Source organism: Rudaea cellulosilytica DSM 22992 (genome assembly GCF_000378125.1).
Classification (GTDB): Bacteria; Pseudomonadota; Gammaproteobacteria; order Xanthomonadales; family Rhodanobacteraceae; genus Rudaea; species Rudaea cellulosilytica.
In genome coordinates this window covers 1,123,184-1,139,271 of sequence record NZ_KB899241.1, presented here as the reverse complement: position 1 = coordinate 1,139,271, position 16,088 = coordinate 1,123,184, and the positions used below count along the sequence as shown (strand labels likewise).

Here is a 16,088-nt window from a genome sequence, read left to right as displayed (position 1 = left end):
CGGGCCGTTTGTTCTAGGCATGCAACCGTTTCAGTGCGCGCCGTGCTGTTCCGCTTCTGCGAGCGCCGCTTGAGTTTCCTCGCGCGATTCCATCTTGTCGCCGAGCAGGCGACGCACGAACACGTAGAACACAGGAATGAACAGCAGGCCAAGGAAGGTCGCAAACAGCATGCCGCCGATGACGCCGGTACCGATCGCGTGGCGCGAGTTGGCGCCGGCGCCGGTCGAGATCGCGAGCGGGAACACGCCGAGGATGAACGCGAACGAGGTCATCAGGATCGGCCGCAGGCGCAGGCGTGCGGCGTCGATGACTGCCGCGCCGAGCGGGCGCCCGCGGCGTTGTTCGTCGACGCAGAATTCGACGATCAGGATCGCATTCTTCGCCGCGAGGCCGATGATCGTGAGAATGCCGATCTTGAAATAAACATCGTTGGTCAGTCCGCGGCCCCAGGTCGCGAGCAGCGCGCCGGTGATGCCGAGCGGCACGACGAGCAGCACCGCGAACGGGATCGACCAGCTCTCATACAGTGCGGCCAGGCACAGGAACACGACGAGGATCGATAGCGCATACAGCATCGGCGCCTGGTTGCCCGAGATGATTTCCTGCAGGCTTTGACCGGTCCAGTCGAAGCCGAAGCCGGTCGGCAGGTCGTCCTTGACGATGCTCGCGATCGCATCCATCGCCGCACCCGAGCTGCCGCCCGGCGCTTCGGCGCCGACGATTTCGATCGCCTCGAAGCCGTTGTAACGGGTCAGCGCGGGCGAGCCGAAGCTCCATTGAGTCTTGACGACGTTCGATATCGGAATCATCGCGGGCGTCGTCGCGGTGCCGCCGCCGCTCAACGCGGTCGTGGTGCTTTGCGTCGCGCTCGGCACGTAGAAATGGGTCAGTCCCTCGGTCGAGGCGCGGAACGGCGCGTCGGCCTGCATGTTCACGCGCAGCACGCGGCCGCCGTAGAAAAAATCGTTGGCGTAGACCGGTGCGAGCATCAGCTGGATGGACGTATAGACGTCCGAAAGCGAGAGGCCCATCGATTGCGCCTGCACGCGGTCGACCGACATTTTCAACTGCGGCGCGCTCGGCAGCACGTTCGGACGCACGTTGGCAAGCAGGTTCTTTTTCTCTGCCGCTTTGGCCAGCAGCGTGTTCTGCGCGGCGATCAGCGCCTCGTGGCCTTGGCCGCCGCGGTCCTGCAGATACAAGTCGAAGCCACCGAACTGCGACAGGCCGCGGATCGTCGGCAGGTTGACGACGAACACCAGCGCATCCTTGACGCCGCCGAACAGCTGGCCCTGAAACTTGTGGATCAGGTCCATCGCGGTGTGCGAGCGCTCGTCCCACGGCTTGAGCTTGGTGAACGCCATGCCGACGTTCTCGCCGGCGCCGACGAAGCTGAAGCCGGAGATCGCGAAAACGTGGTCGACTTCGGGATCCTTGCGCAGCGTCTCGGAGATCTGATCCATCACCTTGTTGGTGCTCTGGATACCGGTGCCCGAGGGCAGTCCCGCGATGACGAGCGCGTAACCCTGGTCCTCCTCAGGCACGAAGCTCGTCGGCAGCACCTTGAACAGCCAGCCGCAGATGACGCCGACGACGAGGAACACGCCCATCCACGCCGGCATGTGGCGGATCGCACCAGTGACGTGGCCGACGTAGGTGCCGCGCACCCAATTGAACACCTTGTCGAAGGCGCGGAACGCGATGTTCTTCTTGCCGTGCTCGTGCACCGGCTTGATGATCGTCGCGCACAGCGCCGGCGTGAACGCGAGCGCGAGGAAAGCCGAGAACGCGGTCGACAGCGCGATGGTCAGCGCGAACTGCTTGTAGATCACGCCGACCGAACCGGACTGCAGCGCGCTCGGGATGAACACGGCCATGAGCACGAGCGCGATCGCGACCACGGCGCCGGAGATCTGGTCCATCGCCTTCTTCGTCGCTTCCTTTGGATCGAGGCCTTCCTCGGTCATGATGCGCTCGACGTTCTCGATGACGACGATGGCGTCGTCAACGACGATGCCGATCGCGAGCACCATGCCGAACAGGGTGAGCTGGTTGATCGAGAAACCGACCATCCACATCGACAGGAAACCACCCATCAGCGCAACCGGGATGACCAGGGTCGCTATGATCGTTGCGCGGAAGTTCTGCAGGAACATCAGCATGACGAGGAACACGAGCACGATCGCCTCGAGCAACGTCTGCACGACTTCCTGGATCGAGATCTTGATGAAGTCGGTCGTGTCGTAGGGCACGACGTAGTTCACCCCGGGCGGGAAGATCGATTTCAGTTCCTCAAGCTTGGCGATGACCGCCTTGCGCACGGTCAACGCGTTCGCGTCGCCGGCGAGCTGCACGCCGAAGCCGGCCACGCCCTTGCCGTCGAAGGTCGAACGCAGGCCGTAGTTGAACGGGCCGAGTTCGATGCGGGCGACGTCGCCGAGACGCACCGAGGTGCCATCGGAGTTGGTGCGCAGGATGATATTGCGGAATTCTTCCGGCGTCGTGAAGCGACCTTCGGCGATCACCGGCGCGGTGAACGCACTGCCCTCCGGCGCCGGTTCCGAGCCGACCGAACCGGCCGCGATCTGCACGTTCTGAGCGCGCACCGCGGCCAGCGCCTGTGCCGCCGACAGGCTGTAGCCGTGCAGCTTGTCCGCGTCGAGCCAGACGCGCATCGCATATTCGGAACCGATCTGGCGCGTGCTGCCAACGCCCGGGATGCGCGCAATCTGATCGGCGATACTCTGCGAGAGAAAGTTGTTCAACGCCGCCGAATCGTAGCGTCCGTCCTCGGAGACGAGCGAGAAGAACATCAGGAAGTCCGGATTGGTCTTCACCACCGTGATGCCCTGCTGGGTCACCTCGGACGGCAGGCGCGGCGTCGCCAGCGAGACGCGGTTCTGCGTCTGCACCTGGGCGATATCGGGATCGGTGCCGGGTTGGAACGTCAGCGTGATCGACGCCGACCCGTTCGCACTCGAACTCGAGCTGAAGTACATCAGGTTATCGATGCTGGTCAGTTGCTGTTCGATGACCTGGGTGACGGTCTTCTGCACCGTGTCCGCATCGGCGCCCTGGTAGGAGGCGCTGATCGCGACCTGGGTTGGCGCGATCGCCGGATACGAGGCGATACTGAGATTGAGTATCGCGATGAGGCCGCCCATCGTGATCAGGATGGCGATGACCCAGGCGAAGATGGGACGGTCGATGAAGAATCTGGGCATGGGGAATTCCTACGTACCTCAGGCTGTGCGCGTCGTTGCGGATTGAGCCACGTGGTGAATCAGTGCTTGTCGCTCGGTGCCGCCGCTGCCTGCGCCGGCGCGCCCGCTGCGGCAGGCTGATAGGGAATCGCCTTGGCCGGAGCGCCGGGCTTCACCTTCAGCACGCCGGAGACGACGATCTGGTCACCGTCGGCAAGACCGTCGGTGACGATCCATTCGCTGCCTTTGAGCGTGTCGGCGGTGATCCGCTTCTGCACGACTTTGCCGTCGCCGCCCACGACCATGACGTAAGGACCCTGCGAATCGCGCTGCACGGCCGCCTGCGACACGCGCCATGCGTGCGCGAGATCGCCCATGGTCAGACGCACGTTGACGTACTGGCCAGGCAAGAGCCGATGTTCGGCATTTGCCACGGTCGCGCGCAGGGTGACGGCACCGGTAGACGGATCGACCGCCGTGTCGGAAAAGCTGAGCACGCCGGCAACGCCGTTGGGACTGCCGCCCTGACCGAGCAGCTCGACCTTGGCCTTGTCCTGATCGGCAAGCTGGACGCTGCCCTTGGCTGCGGCCTGGCGCAGCGCGTCGATCTGGCCGACTGCCTGGCTGAAATTCACGTAGATCGGATCGACCTGCTCGACCGTCGTGAGCAGGGTCGCCTCGCCTTGGCCGACCAGCGCGCCCTCGGTCACCTGCTGCTGCCCCGAGCGACCGGAAATCGGTGCGGTCACGTTCGCGTAGCCGAGGTTGATCTTGGCCGTTTCGACATTGGCCTGCGCCTGCTGCACGGCGGCGGCGGACGTGCGCTCGGCGGCGATCGCGTTGTCGACGTCGCTTTTCGACAGCAGTCCCTTGGCGCCGACCGAGCGGGCACGCTCGGCGGCGACATGATTGTTCGTGTAGGTCGCCTGGGCCGAAGCGAGATTGGCCAGTTGCACGTTGAGCGCGGCGCGCAAAGGCGCCGGGTCGATTTCAAACATCGCCTGGCCTTCTTTGACGTCACTGCCTTCGGTGTAGACGCGCTTGAGCAGCACGCCGGCGACGCGCGCGCGCACGTCGGCGCTGCGCGTGGCCGAGAGACGCCCGACCAGATCCTGCGTCAACGGCACGCTTTCGGACTTGGCTTGGACCACGCCGACTTCGGGCGGCGGCGGAGTCTGTTGCTGCTGCTGGGATTTACCACAGCCGGCGATGAGGGCAATGGCTGCTGCAAGAACTAGGGGACGCACGGGGATCAGGGGCATGGGAGCCTCGTAACGAGTTGAACAGCAAGGGACCGGTAAAGAAGCTCGCGCAATTTCAGCCTGAAGGCAAGCCCGTTGACGGCTGATTATTGTACCGCCGAGTATGTAAAAAATCGTCGGTGCAACACCATCGGCCGGAAGTCATGGCCGCGGCGAGCGGGTAATTCCCGTGGCCCTGCAATCCGTTTTCAATGCCGATGGCCACCGGCAAGATATTCCCGGCTCTGCATTTCGATCAGGCGACTTTCGGTTCGGGCGAACTCGAATTTCAGGCGGCGACCGCGGTACAGCTCGGTAATCTCCACTGCGGCCGAGAGCACAAGGTTGACGCCACGGTCGTAGAATTCGTCGACGAGGTTGACGAAGCGCCGCGCCGCATCCTCGCTCGCGGAAAAATCGACGAACTGCGGCACGTTCGAGACGAGCACGGTGTGGAAACTCTTGCCGATCTCGATGTAGTCGGCGACCGCGCGCGGGCCTTCGCAGAGCGCAGCGAATTCGAACCAGATCGTGCCGTCGCCGGCGCGCTTGAGCGGAATGTCGCGGCCGTTGATCTCGATCGCAGTCGCAGCCGGCGGCGGCTCGGGCGCGATGCGCTCGAAACAGGCCGCCAGTTCACGCTCAGCAGCGTCGCCCAGCGGCGTGAAGTAGACGCCCGCCTGGGTCAGCGCGCGCAGGCGATAGTCCTGCTGTGCATCGAGATTCACTACCTCGCAGTTCTTCTCGAGCAGTTCGATCGCCGGCAAGAAGCGCTCGCGCTGCAGGCCGTCCTTGTACAACTCCTTCGGCACGATATTCGAGGTCGTGACCAGGGTGACGCCGCGCGCGAACAGATGCTTGAGCAGATTGCCGAGGATCATTGCATCGCCGATGTCGGTGACGAAGAACTCGTCGAGGCAAAACACACGCGCCTCGGCGGCGAAATGCGCGGCGACCGCGACGAGCGGATCCTCGTGGCCCTTGAGCCGGTGCAATTCAGCATGCACTTCTTGCATGAAGCGATGAAAATGCCGGCGCAACTTGGCTTCGAACGGCAGCGACTCGAAGAACAGGTCGACGAGAAATGTCTTGCCGCGCCCGACCGAGCCGTACAGGTACAGGCCTCTCACCGGCGGCGTCGCGCGCAGGCGCTGCCACCACTTGGTCTTTTCCGCGGCGATCAGTTCGGCCTGGATGCGGTCGAGCTGCACGAGCACGGTGCGCTGTGCGGGATCGTCCTCCCAACGCTTGTCGGCCACGCCTTGCGCGTAAAGCGCGCTGGGCGTGCCGGCCTGCGTCCCTGCGGCTTTGTTCATGCGCTCGCGCCTTCCATTGGCGGCAGGTTTGCGCGCACGCGTGCCTGCACGATGCCGCGCAATTCGATCAGCTTGCCGTGGAAGAAATGCCCGGTGTCCGCCACCTTGATCAGATCGGGCGGCGGCGCAATCTGCGCCGCGAATGCGTACACCTCGTCGGGCAGCACGACGTCGTCGGCCTCGCCCTGCACGATCAGCCACGGGCAAGTCGGCGCTGCGAGCTCGCCCGTGTGGAAGCGTTTGACTGCAGGTGCGATCGTGATCAATTGCGCCGTCTCGCGCTGCGCGGCCACGCGCATTGCGACGTAGCCGCCGAACGAAAACCCGGCCATCCACAAGGCCGCCTGCGGGCGCACGCGTCGCGCCCAGTCGGCGACCGCGAGCGCGTCGTCGACTTCACCGCGCGCATGATCGTATTCGCCGTTCGATCTGCCGACGCCACGGAAATTGAAGCGCACCGTGGCGAGACCGAGTTCGCGCAGCGTGCGTTCGAGCGTGGTCACGACCTTGTTGCTCATCGTCCCGCCTTGGACCGGATTCGGATGGCAAATCACGGCGGTACCCGCGCGCGCCGCGGCCGCGGTCGGCATGTCGGTGGCGACTTCGAGCACGCCTGCAGGTCCCTGTAGCAGGAACGTATCGGCAGCGGATGGAAACGTATCGGGCGTGCTGGCGGTCGTCATCGGACGCGCATCATAGCCGAGGCGGAGTGACAGGATAGGTGCGCGCGCCTTGATCTTTGGCCTGCGCGACCGGATAAGAAGTACATGAACCACCTCGCTCACGTCTTCCTCGCCGGCCGCGATCCCGACCTGCAGCTCGGTGGCCTGCTCGCGGACTTCCATCGCGGCGCGCCCGACTCGGCATGGCGCGAAGGCGTGCGCGATGGCATCGCTCTGCATCGTAAGATCGACAGCTACACGGACGGCCACGCGGTCGTCGCGCGCCTGCGCGAAGCCTTCGATCCGCCATGGCGCCGCTTTGCCGGCATTCTCATCGACATCTATTTCGATCATGCGCTCGCGCGGCGCTGGGGCGACTATGCTCACGACGAGGCGATCGACGCCGTGTCCGAACGAGCGTTGCGTCTGGTCGAGGAGAATCGCCACTGGCTGCCGCCCGACCTCCTGCGCTTCGCGGCGTACATGCGCGCGAACGGACTGTTCATTACATATGCACGACAAGAGATGATCGAAAAAGTGTTGGTCGGCGTCGGCAGCCGTTTACGGCATGCGAATCCGCTGGCCGAAGCGGGACCGGCACTGTGGGGAAATGCGCAGCTGCTGGATGCAGGATTCGAGGAATTTTTTCCGGATCTGATCGCTTTCGCGAAATCGTTCCACAACGACCGCAACAGAATCAAGAACCGCCCCGTTCCTCGGCGTTGAGCGGCGGCAAAGCTGCCGCTCGAACGGCGAAAGTTATTGCTGCAGGCGAAGCCTGTCGGCAATAACGCCTACTTTACCTGACTAACCATCCACTCGACCGTGGCCTTGACCTGCGCATCGCTCAGCGACGGATTGCCGCCACGCGCCGGCATCACGCCCTTCTTGCCGGTGAAACCCTCGGTTGCGTGCTTGACCAGCGTGTCGAGGCCCTGGGCGACGCGCGGTGCCCATTCGCCCTTGTCGGTAATCACCGGTGCACCGGTCGCGGCATTGGTGTGGCAGGTCTGACACAGGTTGCCGAAGATCGTCTTGCCGTCGGTGGTGCCGCCGTAGGCGACCTGCGAAGCCGCGGCCTTGGCCGCTGCGGCCTGCGCCTCGGCGAGCGCGGCCTTGCCGGTGTCGCCGGCATAGACGCCGCCGACGGGCGCGATGCGCTGCTGCACTTCGTCGACATGCGAGGGATTGGTCGGCGGCGGATTCTTTGAATACAGATACAGCGCCACGCCGATCAGCGCGAACATGACCACGACGAGAAAGCCGATCAGCTGCGAAAAGTGCTTGAGGAAGGTCCGGTCGGCGTCGGTAACGGGATTGGTCACGGGTCAATACCTGTAAAAACCGGCCACAGCCGGCCGAGGGAAACGATCCGCACGGCGACGGGCCATGCACAAGGCCGCAAAGTATAGCGGCGAGTCCCTTCGCGCGGAAGGCGGGCACCCCAAGAACCTGCCCTTAAAGCGTAGCGAGCGAAGAGAATTTGCGCGACGCCGGAGCGCAGGAACCGGAGTGTGCTCAGGTGTACACGAGGATTCCGAGCACCGCCGGCGCGCAAATTATCGAGCGCAGTAGCTTTAAGGACAGGTTCTAGGCCATGCCGCCGTTGACGCCGATGACCTGACCATTGACGTAGCCGGCCGCATCCGAGCACAGGAACGCGATCAGCGCGGCGACCTCCTCGGGTCGGCCCGCGCGCCCGGCGGGGACAAGCTGGCGGATCTGCGCGGCGTCGAATGCCGCGTCGGTAAGACGCCCCGCGACTACGCCCGGCGCGACCACGTTGACCGTGACCCCACGCGAAGCCATTTCGCGCGCCAGCGATTTCGCCGCGCCGTGCAGCGCCGACTTCGCCGCCGCGTAGTTGACCTGGCCGCGGTTGCCGAGCTGCGCGGCGACCGACGACACCGCGACGATACGCCCGAATTTCGCCCGCGCCATCGGCAGCATCAGCGGCTGCGTCACATGAAAGAACCCGTGCAGCGACACATCGATCACGCGATGCCATTGCGCCTCGCTCATGCCCGCCAGAGGAGCATCGTCGTGGATGCCGGCATTGTGCACGAGGATGTCGATCGGTCCGGATTCAAGCTTCGCCTCGATCGCCGCGCGCGTCGCCGCGGCGTCGACGATATCGAACGTCAGCACTTCGCCTGCGCCGCCGTTCTTGTGGATTTCGTCGATCGCCGTCTGCGCGCGCGCCGGATTCGCATGCGCCTGTGCATAGACGAAATGGCCCGCATCGGCGAGCGCCGCGCAGATTGCCACGCCGATGTCGCCGCTGGCCCCGGTGACGAGGGCGCGGCGTGGCTTTGCATGCATAGCGTTCTCTGTCATGCAGACATTCTTGCACAGCGCGGCTCCGGCCAATTACGCTGGCCTTGAACCTTTATCGCACACCGGCTGCCGGGAACAGGAACCGCCATGTCCACACCTATGTACTCCATCCCGCTGGCACACCGGCGCACGGAGAATCTGCATATCGTGTTCTGGCTGGTCAAGGACATCAGCTGGTGCCTGATGTGGCGCACACTCGGCATGATCATGATCGTGCCGACGCTCGGCGCGGCGATCTTCATCACTTGGCGCGCGCGCCATCAGCGTGAGGACCTCGCGCACAACCTTGCCGTGGTGTTCTGGATCACGGCGAACGCGTGGTGGATGATCGCAGAATTCTTCGAGTTCGACGAAACCGCACTGTGGCACGGCGTCACTGGCAGGCAGTTCGCGCTGATTCCGTTCTGCATCGGCGCGGGAATCCTCGCCTGGCATTACCTCGGGCGTCTCCTCGCCGCACGCACCGCCAGTCTCGGCAACGCCTGATTTCGTCAGGGCGCGGCGCGGATCACCGCCGCGCGACCTTCGGCGAGCACCTGGCCTCGATGCTCGACGCGGAATTCGTATTGCCAGCTCGCACCGCCATCGAGCAGCTTGATTGCGTGCACGTCGAGCGGGCCGGGCAGCTCGTCGACGCGCGCGACATGCAGGCGCACGCTGCGCAGCGAGACAAGCAGACCCGGCGCCGCAACCTTGCCTTCGCGCTGCGCGAACAGGCCGCCATGCACGGCCATCGCCTGCGCGCCGTATTCGCACAAGTGCACTGCGCGCAGCAGGCCATCGCTGCGCAGCGGGTTGTCGGTGTGCGTGTGTGAGATCGCGGTCAGATGGATGTGCTCGTCATCCCAATCGACGACGCTGTCGAGCAGACTCATCGCGCCACGATGCGGAATCAAATATTCCCAGTCTGCCTTAACGATCATGCTGCGAATTCCTCGCCATGATCGTCGACAGGCAGAAATGGAAGGCGACGCCGAGCGCCACGGTCAGCCCGATCGCGCGCAGCACGGGCACGCTCGACGTCGCGAGCAGCCCGAACACGAATACGGCGGAGACGACACAGACCAAGGTGGCGTGCAGGGTGCGGCGCGCTTCGGCCGGATCGTCGACGCGGCGTTCGAAGAACAGCGCATAGTGCAGGCCAAGGCCGGCGGCTAGGGTCAACGCGACGAGATGGAACAGCGACAGCGACACGCCGCCAAGACGCAGCATCGCGAGCGCGAGCAGGGTGGCGAGCGACATCGGCGCGATCACGTGCCAGGCGCGGCGCAGATCGCGGAAGGCGAGGGCGACGGCGACGGCGAGCAGCGCTAGTGCGACGAGCAGGGCGATGCCGATGCGCGCACGGTAATCAGCGACTAGCGATTCGGAGGCGCCCTTCAAGTCGAGCAGCCTGACGTTGTCGCCGAGTTGCGCGACTGCCTTCGCCAGCGCATCTGCGTCGTGCACACCGCTGAGCGTGGCGAGGCCCAGGCCGCGGCCGTCGCGTTCAGCCAGCATCGCATTGAGCCGCGCGCCAAGCAGCGAGGCGCCAAACGTTTTTGGTGTCAGTGGAGGCAATTTGCGTGCAGCTTCGACGTCATCGAGGAATGGGACGAACAGGTCGGGCTGGAATTCGCTGTCCTGCGAGGCGTGGTCAAGCGCGGCCTGCAGCGTGACGCGGTCGGGCAGCTTCGCCTGACGTGCGGTCTGCGTGCCGAGACTCGGCAACCAGCGGCTTGGCAATTCGACGTCGTCGACGAGCTTGTCGGCAATCCACTTTTCCACTCGTGGAGAAATTTTCTCCGACAAGGCGAGCACGCCGTCGGCATCCGCCGCGTCGAGCAGGAGCAGGTAGCGCACATCGGGAGCGCCGAGCGCGGCGCGCAGCTCGCCTTCGCGCTGCAACAGCTGCGGCGGCACCGGTGTCAACGCGGCGAGATCGTTCTGCCACAGCGGCGTCGGCGCAAAGCCGATCGCGGCACAGGCGAGCACGAGCAGCAGCCACGGCAGCACGCGCAGACGCGGCGCCGCGTCGAGCGTGATCCGTAGTTTTTCCAGCCACGCAGAGTCGGCCACATCGGTGAAGCGCTCGGGCAGAACTGCGGGCAACAGGGCGCGGGTGACGAAACCGGCGACGATCAAGCCGGCGATCGTGAACACAGCGAGCTGCTGCAGCCCGGTCACGCCCGAGGCGAAGAAGGCGAGATAGGCGATGCAAGCCGAGGCGATCGCCAGGCGCAACAGCGACCAGACGCCGGCGAGGCTTTCCTGCGCGCTGACACCCGCGCGCCGGTGGCTGAGCAGGCGCAACGGATATTCCTGGGCGACGCCGAGCAGGGTGAAGCCGAACGCAAGCGTAATGCCGTGAATCGGCCCGAATACGAACACGGTAGCGGCGATGCCGGCGAGCGCGCCACTGGCGATCGGCAGCGCGGCCGAAAGCAACACGCCCGGATGACGGTAGGCGAGGAGCAGCAGAACGGCGAATGCAAGCGTGCCGATGGCGCTGAGCCACTCGGCTTCGGCGCGCGTGTTCGCATTGACGAGCACGCTGAAGTAACCCGGTCCGCTGATTTCCAAGTGCGCTTGCTTGCTGTCGGCCAACGCGTCGAACTTCGCGCGCAGCGCATCGATCGCCGCGCCCTGCGCCGCCGGATCGAACGCCGGTGCAGCGGTTTCGACGAGCAGCAGCGCGCCACCGTCGGGCGCCACCCACACGCCGTCGCGCATCTGCGGTGCCTTGGCCGGCGTCCAGCGCTGCGCGAGCTTGAGCATTTCCAGGGTCGGGTCGCGCGCGAGCCACGGCTTCAGCATGCCCGCCGCGGGCGAGGCCAGGTCTTCGACGCGCTGGTGCAATTCATCGCGCAGGAAATCGGCATCGAGCGGCTGCGCATCGAGCGTTGGAGATAACAGGTAGCGATACGGCAGCAGCGCCGGATCAAGTGCAGTGAGGTCAACCTCGCCGTTCAGCACGCGGGTGAAATGCGGGTCTCCGCGCAGCGCCTGGGCGAGGCCGCGGCTGAGCTCGGCAAAGTGCTCGAACGACTCCTGCTTCGCCGCGATTTCGAGCAACAACAGGCGCGATGCCGGCCCCTCGCCGATCTGATCGAGCAGCAGCTTCTGGTCCGTATTGCGCGGCGGCGGCATGAAGGCGCGCAGATCACTGGTGACAACGAGGCTGCGCTGAACGACAAAACCGAGCGCGGCGAGGGCGAAAATCCAGGCGCCGAGCAGCAACCAGCGATTTGCGATGGCGCCGCGGCTCAAGGCGTGGGACCGACACAGAGTTTTTCGACAGACTCGCGCGTCAGCGGATCGCCGAATTTGGCTTGCGCGAGGCTGCCGAGCAGCATCGTGCTCGAATCGCCGTCGGCCTCGCGCAAGGTGAAACAGCTCGGCTCGTTGCCGCGGCCATCGACGATCATCGTCGAGAGTTGCTTGACCAGCGCAGCCGAACGCGGGGTGAGTTTCAATTGCCAGCTTTCGCCGCGACGCGTCGCCTCGACGCTGAAATCGCGGTTGAGCGCTTGCGCGTCGCCGCCGAGCAGGGCGGAGAACCCGGACAGCAACGCGCCGAGTTCGGGCGCGCGTTCGAGCGAGAACGTACGTTCGTTCTTGCCTTCGCGCTGCACGCGAACATCAGCGCCGGCGATCGTGGTCGTCTCCTGATACGGCGCATCGACGCGCTTGCCCAGCTGCCCTGCGCCACCATAGTGCAGCTCGCCCCGCAACAGGATCGGCCGGCGCAGCATGTGCACGAAGCGCACCTCGGCGTAAACCGTGTCGGCCGGCACCGGGCGGCGCAGCGAGACAACCAGTGCCGCCGTTTCCGGCGCGAGTTCAGCCGGCGGCGGAGGCGACGGAGTCGCGACGAATGTCAGCGCGCTCGCGAGGAGAATCCCAGAAATCATATAAGTTGAACCAGTTGTACGGATATCGGCGCGCATAGTCTTCGAGCCGCGCGGCGTAGCGTTGCGCCCATACCTGCAATTGCGCGGCGCGATCGCCGCGTGGGATTTTCATGTTTTGCGCCAATGTCTCGAAGTGCAGATCGTAGCGGTTGCCGCCAAGATAAACGCCGAACGCGAGCACGACGGGCAGGTCAAGCATCGAGGCGATCTGGTAGCCAGCGACGGGGATGTGTGCGGTACGGCCGAAGAATTCGACCGCTGCGGTCGACTCCTGCGCGCGCGCGCGATCGGCAAGCAGCCCGATCAGCGCGCCCTGCTGCGCGGCCTCGTGCAGGGCCAGTGCCAGCGCGCCCGGATCAACGCCCGCGTCGATCACGTTTGCGGCGACGCCGGGATTGAGCGCGTGCAGCAGCTCGTTGAGCGCGCGCGTCTGCTTGAGGTCCATGACCACGCACAGCCGCACCTCAGGCCGGCGGATGGCCAGCGCGCGCAGTGCTTCGAAGCTGCCGAAATGCGAGCCGAGCAGGAGCACGCCGCGGCCGCGCGCCATCTCGACTTCGAGCTGTTCGAGGCCATGCACGCGGAACGCGAAACGATCCAGCTTCGCATCATGAAGCAAGTAGATGCGATCGAGGATCGTCGCCGCATAGCTGTGGATGTGCTTGAGGATGTCCCACGCGCGTGCCGGGCGGCCGAGCGCCAGAGTCAGGAACTCGCGCGAATCGCGCCGTTCGCGCGCGCGGCGGAAATAGAAGTACAGCGTGATCGGATACAGCGCCAGGCGCGCGAAGCCGCGGCCCGCATAGAGGCCGGCGCCACGGATCAGCCAAATCGCGAAGCGGCCGCCGGCCTCGCGCCGCTCGCTCCATTGCGCACTCACGCCGTCGGCTCCGTCTCGGCGATGCCGCTCGCAACCGGAGTGCCGGCGCGCAGCACCTGAAAGTGCAGCCGGCCATCCTTTTCCTCGATATGCAGCTCGGCTTCCTCCTCCGGCAGCAGCGGCGCGGCGAACTTCACCTGTGGCAGCGCGACGATGCGCGCACCATATTCGCGTTCGATCGCCGCGGCGATGCGGTCAAGCACGACCACGCCGGGCACGACCGGCCGCCCGGGAAAATGGCCGGGCAATGCAGGATGGTCGGCAGCGATGCGCAGGCGCGTGGCAATCATGCGTCGATAATAGCCGGAACACATTGCTTCCCGCGGATGCGGTTCGTGCCGGTTTACTTCTCGATCAGTTCCGGCCAAACGCTGGCGAGCTCGCGCAGAAAACCAACCAGTGTATGTCGTGGCACCTGCGGCAACAGACGCGGGCGCAGCAGGAATTCGCCGAAGAACAACATCGCCACCGCCAGCGGCAGGATCAGATCGTAGGCGCGCGCTGACGGCATGGGTACGGCGATCGCGCCATGATCGTGCAGCACGCAGAGCAAGCCGAACGTCGCGAGCAACGCCTGGAACGCGGCCCAAAGCACAGTCAACCGGCGTGCGTAGCGCGCAACCGCGACCTCGTCCAATCGTGCCGGGCCGTCGATCGCCGCGATCGCGCGCGCGATCAGCGGCCGGCGCGGCGCTATGAGACTGCGCGCGAACAGCCAGCCGACGAAGGCGGCGATCGCTGCGGGCAGCAGATCGAGCATCAGGCGCGCACCGCCGATCCACCATGCCGCGGCTTCGACAACCACGATCGCCGCGAGCGCAACACGCAGCATACGCGGCGAGACGATCAGGAGGTACGCGAGCGCAAGCGGGGCGATCGCCGCAGTGAGGGTTTCGTTGTGCAGCAGGACACCGCCCAGCGCGAGCGCGAGTATTGCGAGCCAGACCGCGACGCGCATGCGCAGCTCTTCAATGCGCCCGATGGCTCTCGATGTGTTGCGAAAGGGCGCGCAGGCTGGAAAAGATGCGCTTATTGTCGGCGTTGTCGGAACGCAGCTGGAAGCCGTAGCGCTTGGACACCGCCAGCGCGAGTTCGAGCGCGTCGATCGAATCGAGTCCGGTTTCGGTGCCGAACAACGGTGCCTCGGGCGCAAATTGCTCGGCCTTGAGATGTTCCAGATTCAGACTCGAAACGATGAGGCTGGCGAGCTCGTGCTCGGCGGGCGTCTGCTGTGACATGGTCGGTTTTCCGTATGCGGGCGCGGTCCGAGTGCGGTCGCGGCGGCCGCGCAGTGTATCATTGCGCCATCGAAAACCTCGCGCCACGCAGGCGGCGACCTGTCTTCGGAACCTCTGATTAACCGTAGCGAGCGAAGAGAATTCGCGCGTCGCCGGAGCGCAGGAACCGGAGTTTACTGGTTCATGAGGATTCCGAGCACCGCCGGCGCGCAAGTTATCGAGCGCAGTAGGTTTAATCAGAGGTCCCCTTTGTCTTCAGCGAAACCAGACATCTCCCCGCATCCCGCCACGGATGGCCTGCCACCGTTGGGCATCCGCTACGAAGCCATGGAACTCGACACCATCCTCGGCGACGACCGCGTGCTCGCGGTGTTCGGCTTCGGCGCGCAGGCGCCTGCAGCTCATGCCGATCCGCGCTACCTGCGCGTCAACCTCGAGCCCGCGGATGCAACCGCGCCGTTCGAGGTCTGGCGCGTGCAAGGCAGCGTTCACGCAAGGCGCGACGACGGCATCGCTCAGTCCTTCGACGGCGACTACGCGTTCGGCGCGATCGAGGTCGACGAGGCCGCGCACGGCGGCATCGAAAACGCCGCCGCGGTCGCCTATCGCAAACTGCTGGCCGCGGTTGCCGCGAGCGATACGCCGCACGTGCTGCGCATCTGGAACTACCTTGACGCGATCAATCTCGGCGCGGGCGACGACGAGCGCTACCGCCGCTTCTGCGTCGGTCGTGCCGCGGGGCTCGAACAAGGCTTCGTCGACGCCTACCCCGCTGCCACCGGCATCGGCGTGCGCGACGGCCGCCGCGTGCTGCAGGTGTATTGGCTGGCCGCGCGCGCAGCCGGCATCGGATTCGAAAACCCGCGTCAGGTCAGTGCCTGGCGCTACCCGCGTCAGTACGGCATCAAGGCGCCGACGTTTGCGCGTGCCACGCGCGCGCCGACGCGAAGTGTACAAGTATACATTTCCGGTACCGCTGCGATCGTCGGCCATGTCTCGCACCATCACGACGACCTCGAAGCGCAGATAGCCGAAACGCTCGCCAACATCGACAGCGTGCTCGCCGCCGCGCAAGTCGCGCCGGCCGAACGCCTGAGCGCCGGCGCCGTGCTCAAGGTCTACGTGCGGCGCAGTGAAGACGTCGCCGGCGCGCACGCGCTGCTGCGCGGCAAATTGCCCGCGCACACGTGCCTGCTGCTGTTGCACGGCGATATCTGCCGCGGCGAATTGTTGGTCGAAATCGACGGCGTGCAAAGCGCGTAGCTTTGCATTCGCTCGCGCAAGGACGATTGCCTGGTCGTGTCGCCTGCCTGCCGA

General features: G+C 65.4%; 16 protein-coding genes. 3 read left to right on the top strand and 13 right to left on the bottom strand.

Going from position 1 to position 16,088, the window contains the following annotated elements; all coding sequences use genetic code 11:
* Positions 1-30: 30 nt before the first annotated feature.
* The 4 genes from F455_RS0105085 to F455_RS0105070 all read right to left on the bottom strand — a co-directional run bounded on the left by F455_RS0105085 (position 31) and on the right by F455_RS0105070 (position 6,606).
* Complete coding sequence (locus F455_RS0105085; RefSeq protein ID WP_018972195.1) at positions 31-3,225, bottom strand: multidrug efflux RND transporter permease subunit; 3,195 nt, start codon at positions 3,223-3,225, stop codon at positions 31-33.
* A gap of 59 nt (positions 3,226-3,284) precedes the next feature.
* Positions 3,285-4,466, bottom strand: a complete 1,182-nt coding sequence (locus F455_RS0105080) for an efflux RND transporter periplasmic adaptor subunit (RefSeq protein ID WP_026293090.1) — start codon at positions 4,464-4,466, stop codon at positions 3,285-3,287.
* Positions 4,467-4,654: 188 nt separating this feature from the next.
* Positions 4,655-5,761, bottom strand: a complete 1,107-nt coding sequence (zapE, locus tag F455_RS0105075) for a cell division protein ZapE (protein ID WP_018972193.1) — start codon at positions 5,759-5,761, stop codon at positions 4,655-4,657.
* Positions 5,758-6,606 (bottom strand): alpha/beta hydrolase, encoded by an 849-nt coding sequence (locus F455_RS0105070; RefSeq protein ID WP_083918882.1) that lies wholly within the window; start codon positions 6,604-6,606, stop codon positions 5,758-5,760. Before F455_RS0105070 ends, zapE begins: the two co-directional genes overlap by 4 nt.
* Here F455_RS0105070 and F455_RS19855 point away from each other — a divergent pair.
* Positions 6,529-7,149, top strand: coding sequence for an acyl carrier protein phosphodiesterase (locus F455_RS19855; protein WP_018972191.1), 621 nt, complete (start codon positions 6,529-6,531; stop codon positions 7,147-7,149). The two genes, F455_RS0105070 and F455_RS19855, sit on opposite strands and share 78 nt — an antisense overlap.
* A 68-nt stretch (positions 7,150-7,217) precedes the next feature.
* Here F455_RS19855 and F455_RS0105060 read toward each other — a convergent pair whose 3' ends face one another.
* Positions 7,218-7,748, bottom strand: a complete 531-nt coding sequence (locus F455_RS0105060; protein WP_018972190.1) for a c-type cytochrome — start codon at positions 7,746-7,748, stop codon at positions 7,218-7,220.
* Positions 7,749-8,013: 265 nt separating this feature from the next.
* Complete coding sequence (gene fabG, locus F455_RS0105055) at positions 8,014-8,745, bottom strand: 3-oxoacyl-ACP reductase FabG (protein WP_018972189.1); 732 nt, start codon at positions 8,743-8,745, stop codon at positions 8,014-8,016.
* A 102-nt stretch (positions 8,746-8,847) separates the two neighbouring features.
* Here fabG and F455_RS0105050 point away from each other — a divergent pair, with 102 nt between their 5' ends.
* Positions 8,848-9,246: a hypothetical protein gene (locus tag F455_RS0105050; protein ID WP_211212284.1), complete on the top strand. Its 399-nt coding sequence runs from the start codon at positions 8,848-8,850 to the stop codon at positions 9,244-9,246.
* A gap of 5 nt (positions 9,247-9,251) precedes the next feature.
* On the opposite strand, the gene F455_RS0105045 is transcribed toward F455_RS0105050, so the two are convergent.
* From F455_RS0105045 to F455_RS0105015, 7 genes are read right to left on the bottom strand one after another with little or no spacing between them, the layout of a single operon-like run.
* Entirely contained in the window at positions 9,252-9,683 is a 432-nt protein-coding gene (locus F455_RS0105045) for a hotdog family protein (RefSeq protein ID WP_018972187.1), read from the bottom strand.
* The gene (locus F455_RS0105040) at positions 9,673-12,009 is read right to left on the bottom strand and encodes an MMPL family transporter (protein WP_018972186.1); all 2,337 of its coding nucleotides are present in this window, start codon (positions 12,007-12,009) and stop codon (positions 9,673-9,675) included. Before F455_RS0105040 ends, F455_RS0105045 begins: the two co-directional genes overlap by 11 nt.
* A complete protein-coding gene (locus F455_RS0105035; protein WP_018972185.1) occupies positions 12,006-12,653 on the bottom strand; it encodes a LolA-related protein in 648 nt (215 codons plus the stop codon). The genes F455_RS0105040 and F455_RS0105035 overlap by 4 nt, the downstream gene beginning before the upstream one ends.
* Positions 12,583-13,533 (bottom strand): lysophospholipid acyltransferase family protein, encoded by a 951-nt coding sequence (locus F455_RS0105030; protein ID WP_018972184.1) that lies wholly within the window; start codon positions 13,531-13,533, stop codon positions 12,583-12,585. The genes F455_RS0105035 and F455_RS0105030 overlap by 71 nt, the downstream gene beginning before the upstream one ends.
* Positions 13,530-13,823, bottom strand: coding sequence for an ApeI family dehydratase (locus F455_RS0105025; protein ID WP_018972183.1), 294 nt, complete (start codon positions 13,821-13,823; stop codon positions 13,530-13,532). Before F455_RS0105025 ends, F455_RS0105030 begins: the two co-directional genes overlap by 4 nt.
* 53 nt (positions 13,824-13,876) lie before the next feature.
* Positions 13,877-14,491, bottom strand: coding sequence for a hypothetical protein (locus F455_RS21875; RefSeq protein ID WP_018972182.1), 615 nt, complete (start codon positions 14,489-14,491; stop codon positions 13,877-13,879).
* A 10-nt stretch (positions 14,492-14,501) separates the two neighbouring features.
* The gene (locus tag F455_RS0105015; RefSeq protein WP_018972181.1) at positions 14,502-14,771 is read right to left on the bottom strand and encodes a phosphopantetheine-binding protein; all 270 of its coding nucleotides are present in this window, start codon (positions 14,769-14,771) and stop codon (positions 14,502-14,504) included.
* A 249-nt stretch (positions 14,772-15,020) separates the two neighbouring features.
* Here F455_RS0105015 and F455_RS0105010 point away from each other — a divergent pair, with 249 nt between their 5' ends.
* Positions 15,021-16,034 carry a chorismate transformation FkbO/Hyg5 family protein gene (locus tag F455_RS0105010; RefSeq protein WP_051084123.1) on the top strand — a complete coding sequence of 338 codons (1,014 nt, stop codon included), beginning with the start codon at positions 15,021-15,023 and terminating at the stop codon, positions 16,032-16,034.
* Positions 16,035-16,088 lie beyond the last annotated feature (54 nt).

What these genes read in the sequence shown, in the direction of transcription:
- F455_RS0105025 (WP_018972183.1), bottom strand. Translation starts at nt 13,823, where the DNA reads ATGATTGCCACGCGCCTGCGCATCGCTGCCGACCATCCTGCATTGCCC.
- F455_RS0105085 (WP_018972195.1), bottom strand. Translation starts at nt 3,225, where the DNA reads ATGCCCAGATTCTTCATCGACCGTCCCATCTTCGCCTGGGTCATCGCC.
- fabG (WP_018972189.1), bottom strand. Translation starts at nt 8,745, where the DNA reads ATGCATGCAAAGCCACGCCGCGCCCTCGTCACCGGGGCCAGCGGCGAC.
- F455_RS0105080 (WP_026293090.1), bottom strand. Translation starts at nt 4,466, where the DNA reads ATGCCCCTGATCCCCGTGCGTCCCCTAGTTCTTGCAGCAGCCATTGCC.
- F455_RS21875 (WP_018972182.1), bottom strand. Translation starts at nt 14,491, where the DNA reads ATGCGCGTCGCGGTCTGGCTCGCAATACTCGCGCTCGCGCTGGGCGGT.
- F455_RS0105045 (WP_018972187.1), bottom strand. Translation starts at nt 9,683, where the DNA reads ATGATCGTTAAGGCAGACTGGGAATATTTGATTCCGCATCGTGGCGCG.
- F455_RS0105070 (WP_083918882.1), bottom strand. Translation starts at nt 6,606, where the DNA reads ATGGAAGTCCGCGAGCAGGCCACCGAGCTGCAGGTCGGGATCGCGGCC.
- zapE (WP_018972193.1), bottom strand. Translation starts at nt 5,761, where the DNA reads ATGAACAAAGCCGCAGGGACGCAGGCCGGCACGCCCAGCGCGCTTTAC.
- F455_RS0105050 (WP_211212284.1), top strand. Translation starts at nt 8,848, where the DNA reads ATGTCCACACCTATGTACTCCATCCCGCTGGCACACCGGCGCACGGAG.
- F455_RS19855 (WP_018972191.1), top strand. Translation starts at nt 6,529, where the DNA reads ATGAACCACCTCGCTCACGTCTTCCTCGCCGGCCGCGATCCCGACCTG.
- F455_RS0105035 (WP_018972185.1), bottom strand. Translation starts at nt 12,653, where the DNA reads ATGATTTCTGGGATTCTCCTCGCGAGCGCGCTGACATTCGTCGCGACT.
- F455_RS0105015 (WP_018972181.1), bottom strand. Translation starts at nt 14,771, where the DNA reads ATGTCACAGCAGACGCCCGCCGAGCACGAGCTCGCCAGCCTCATCGTT.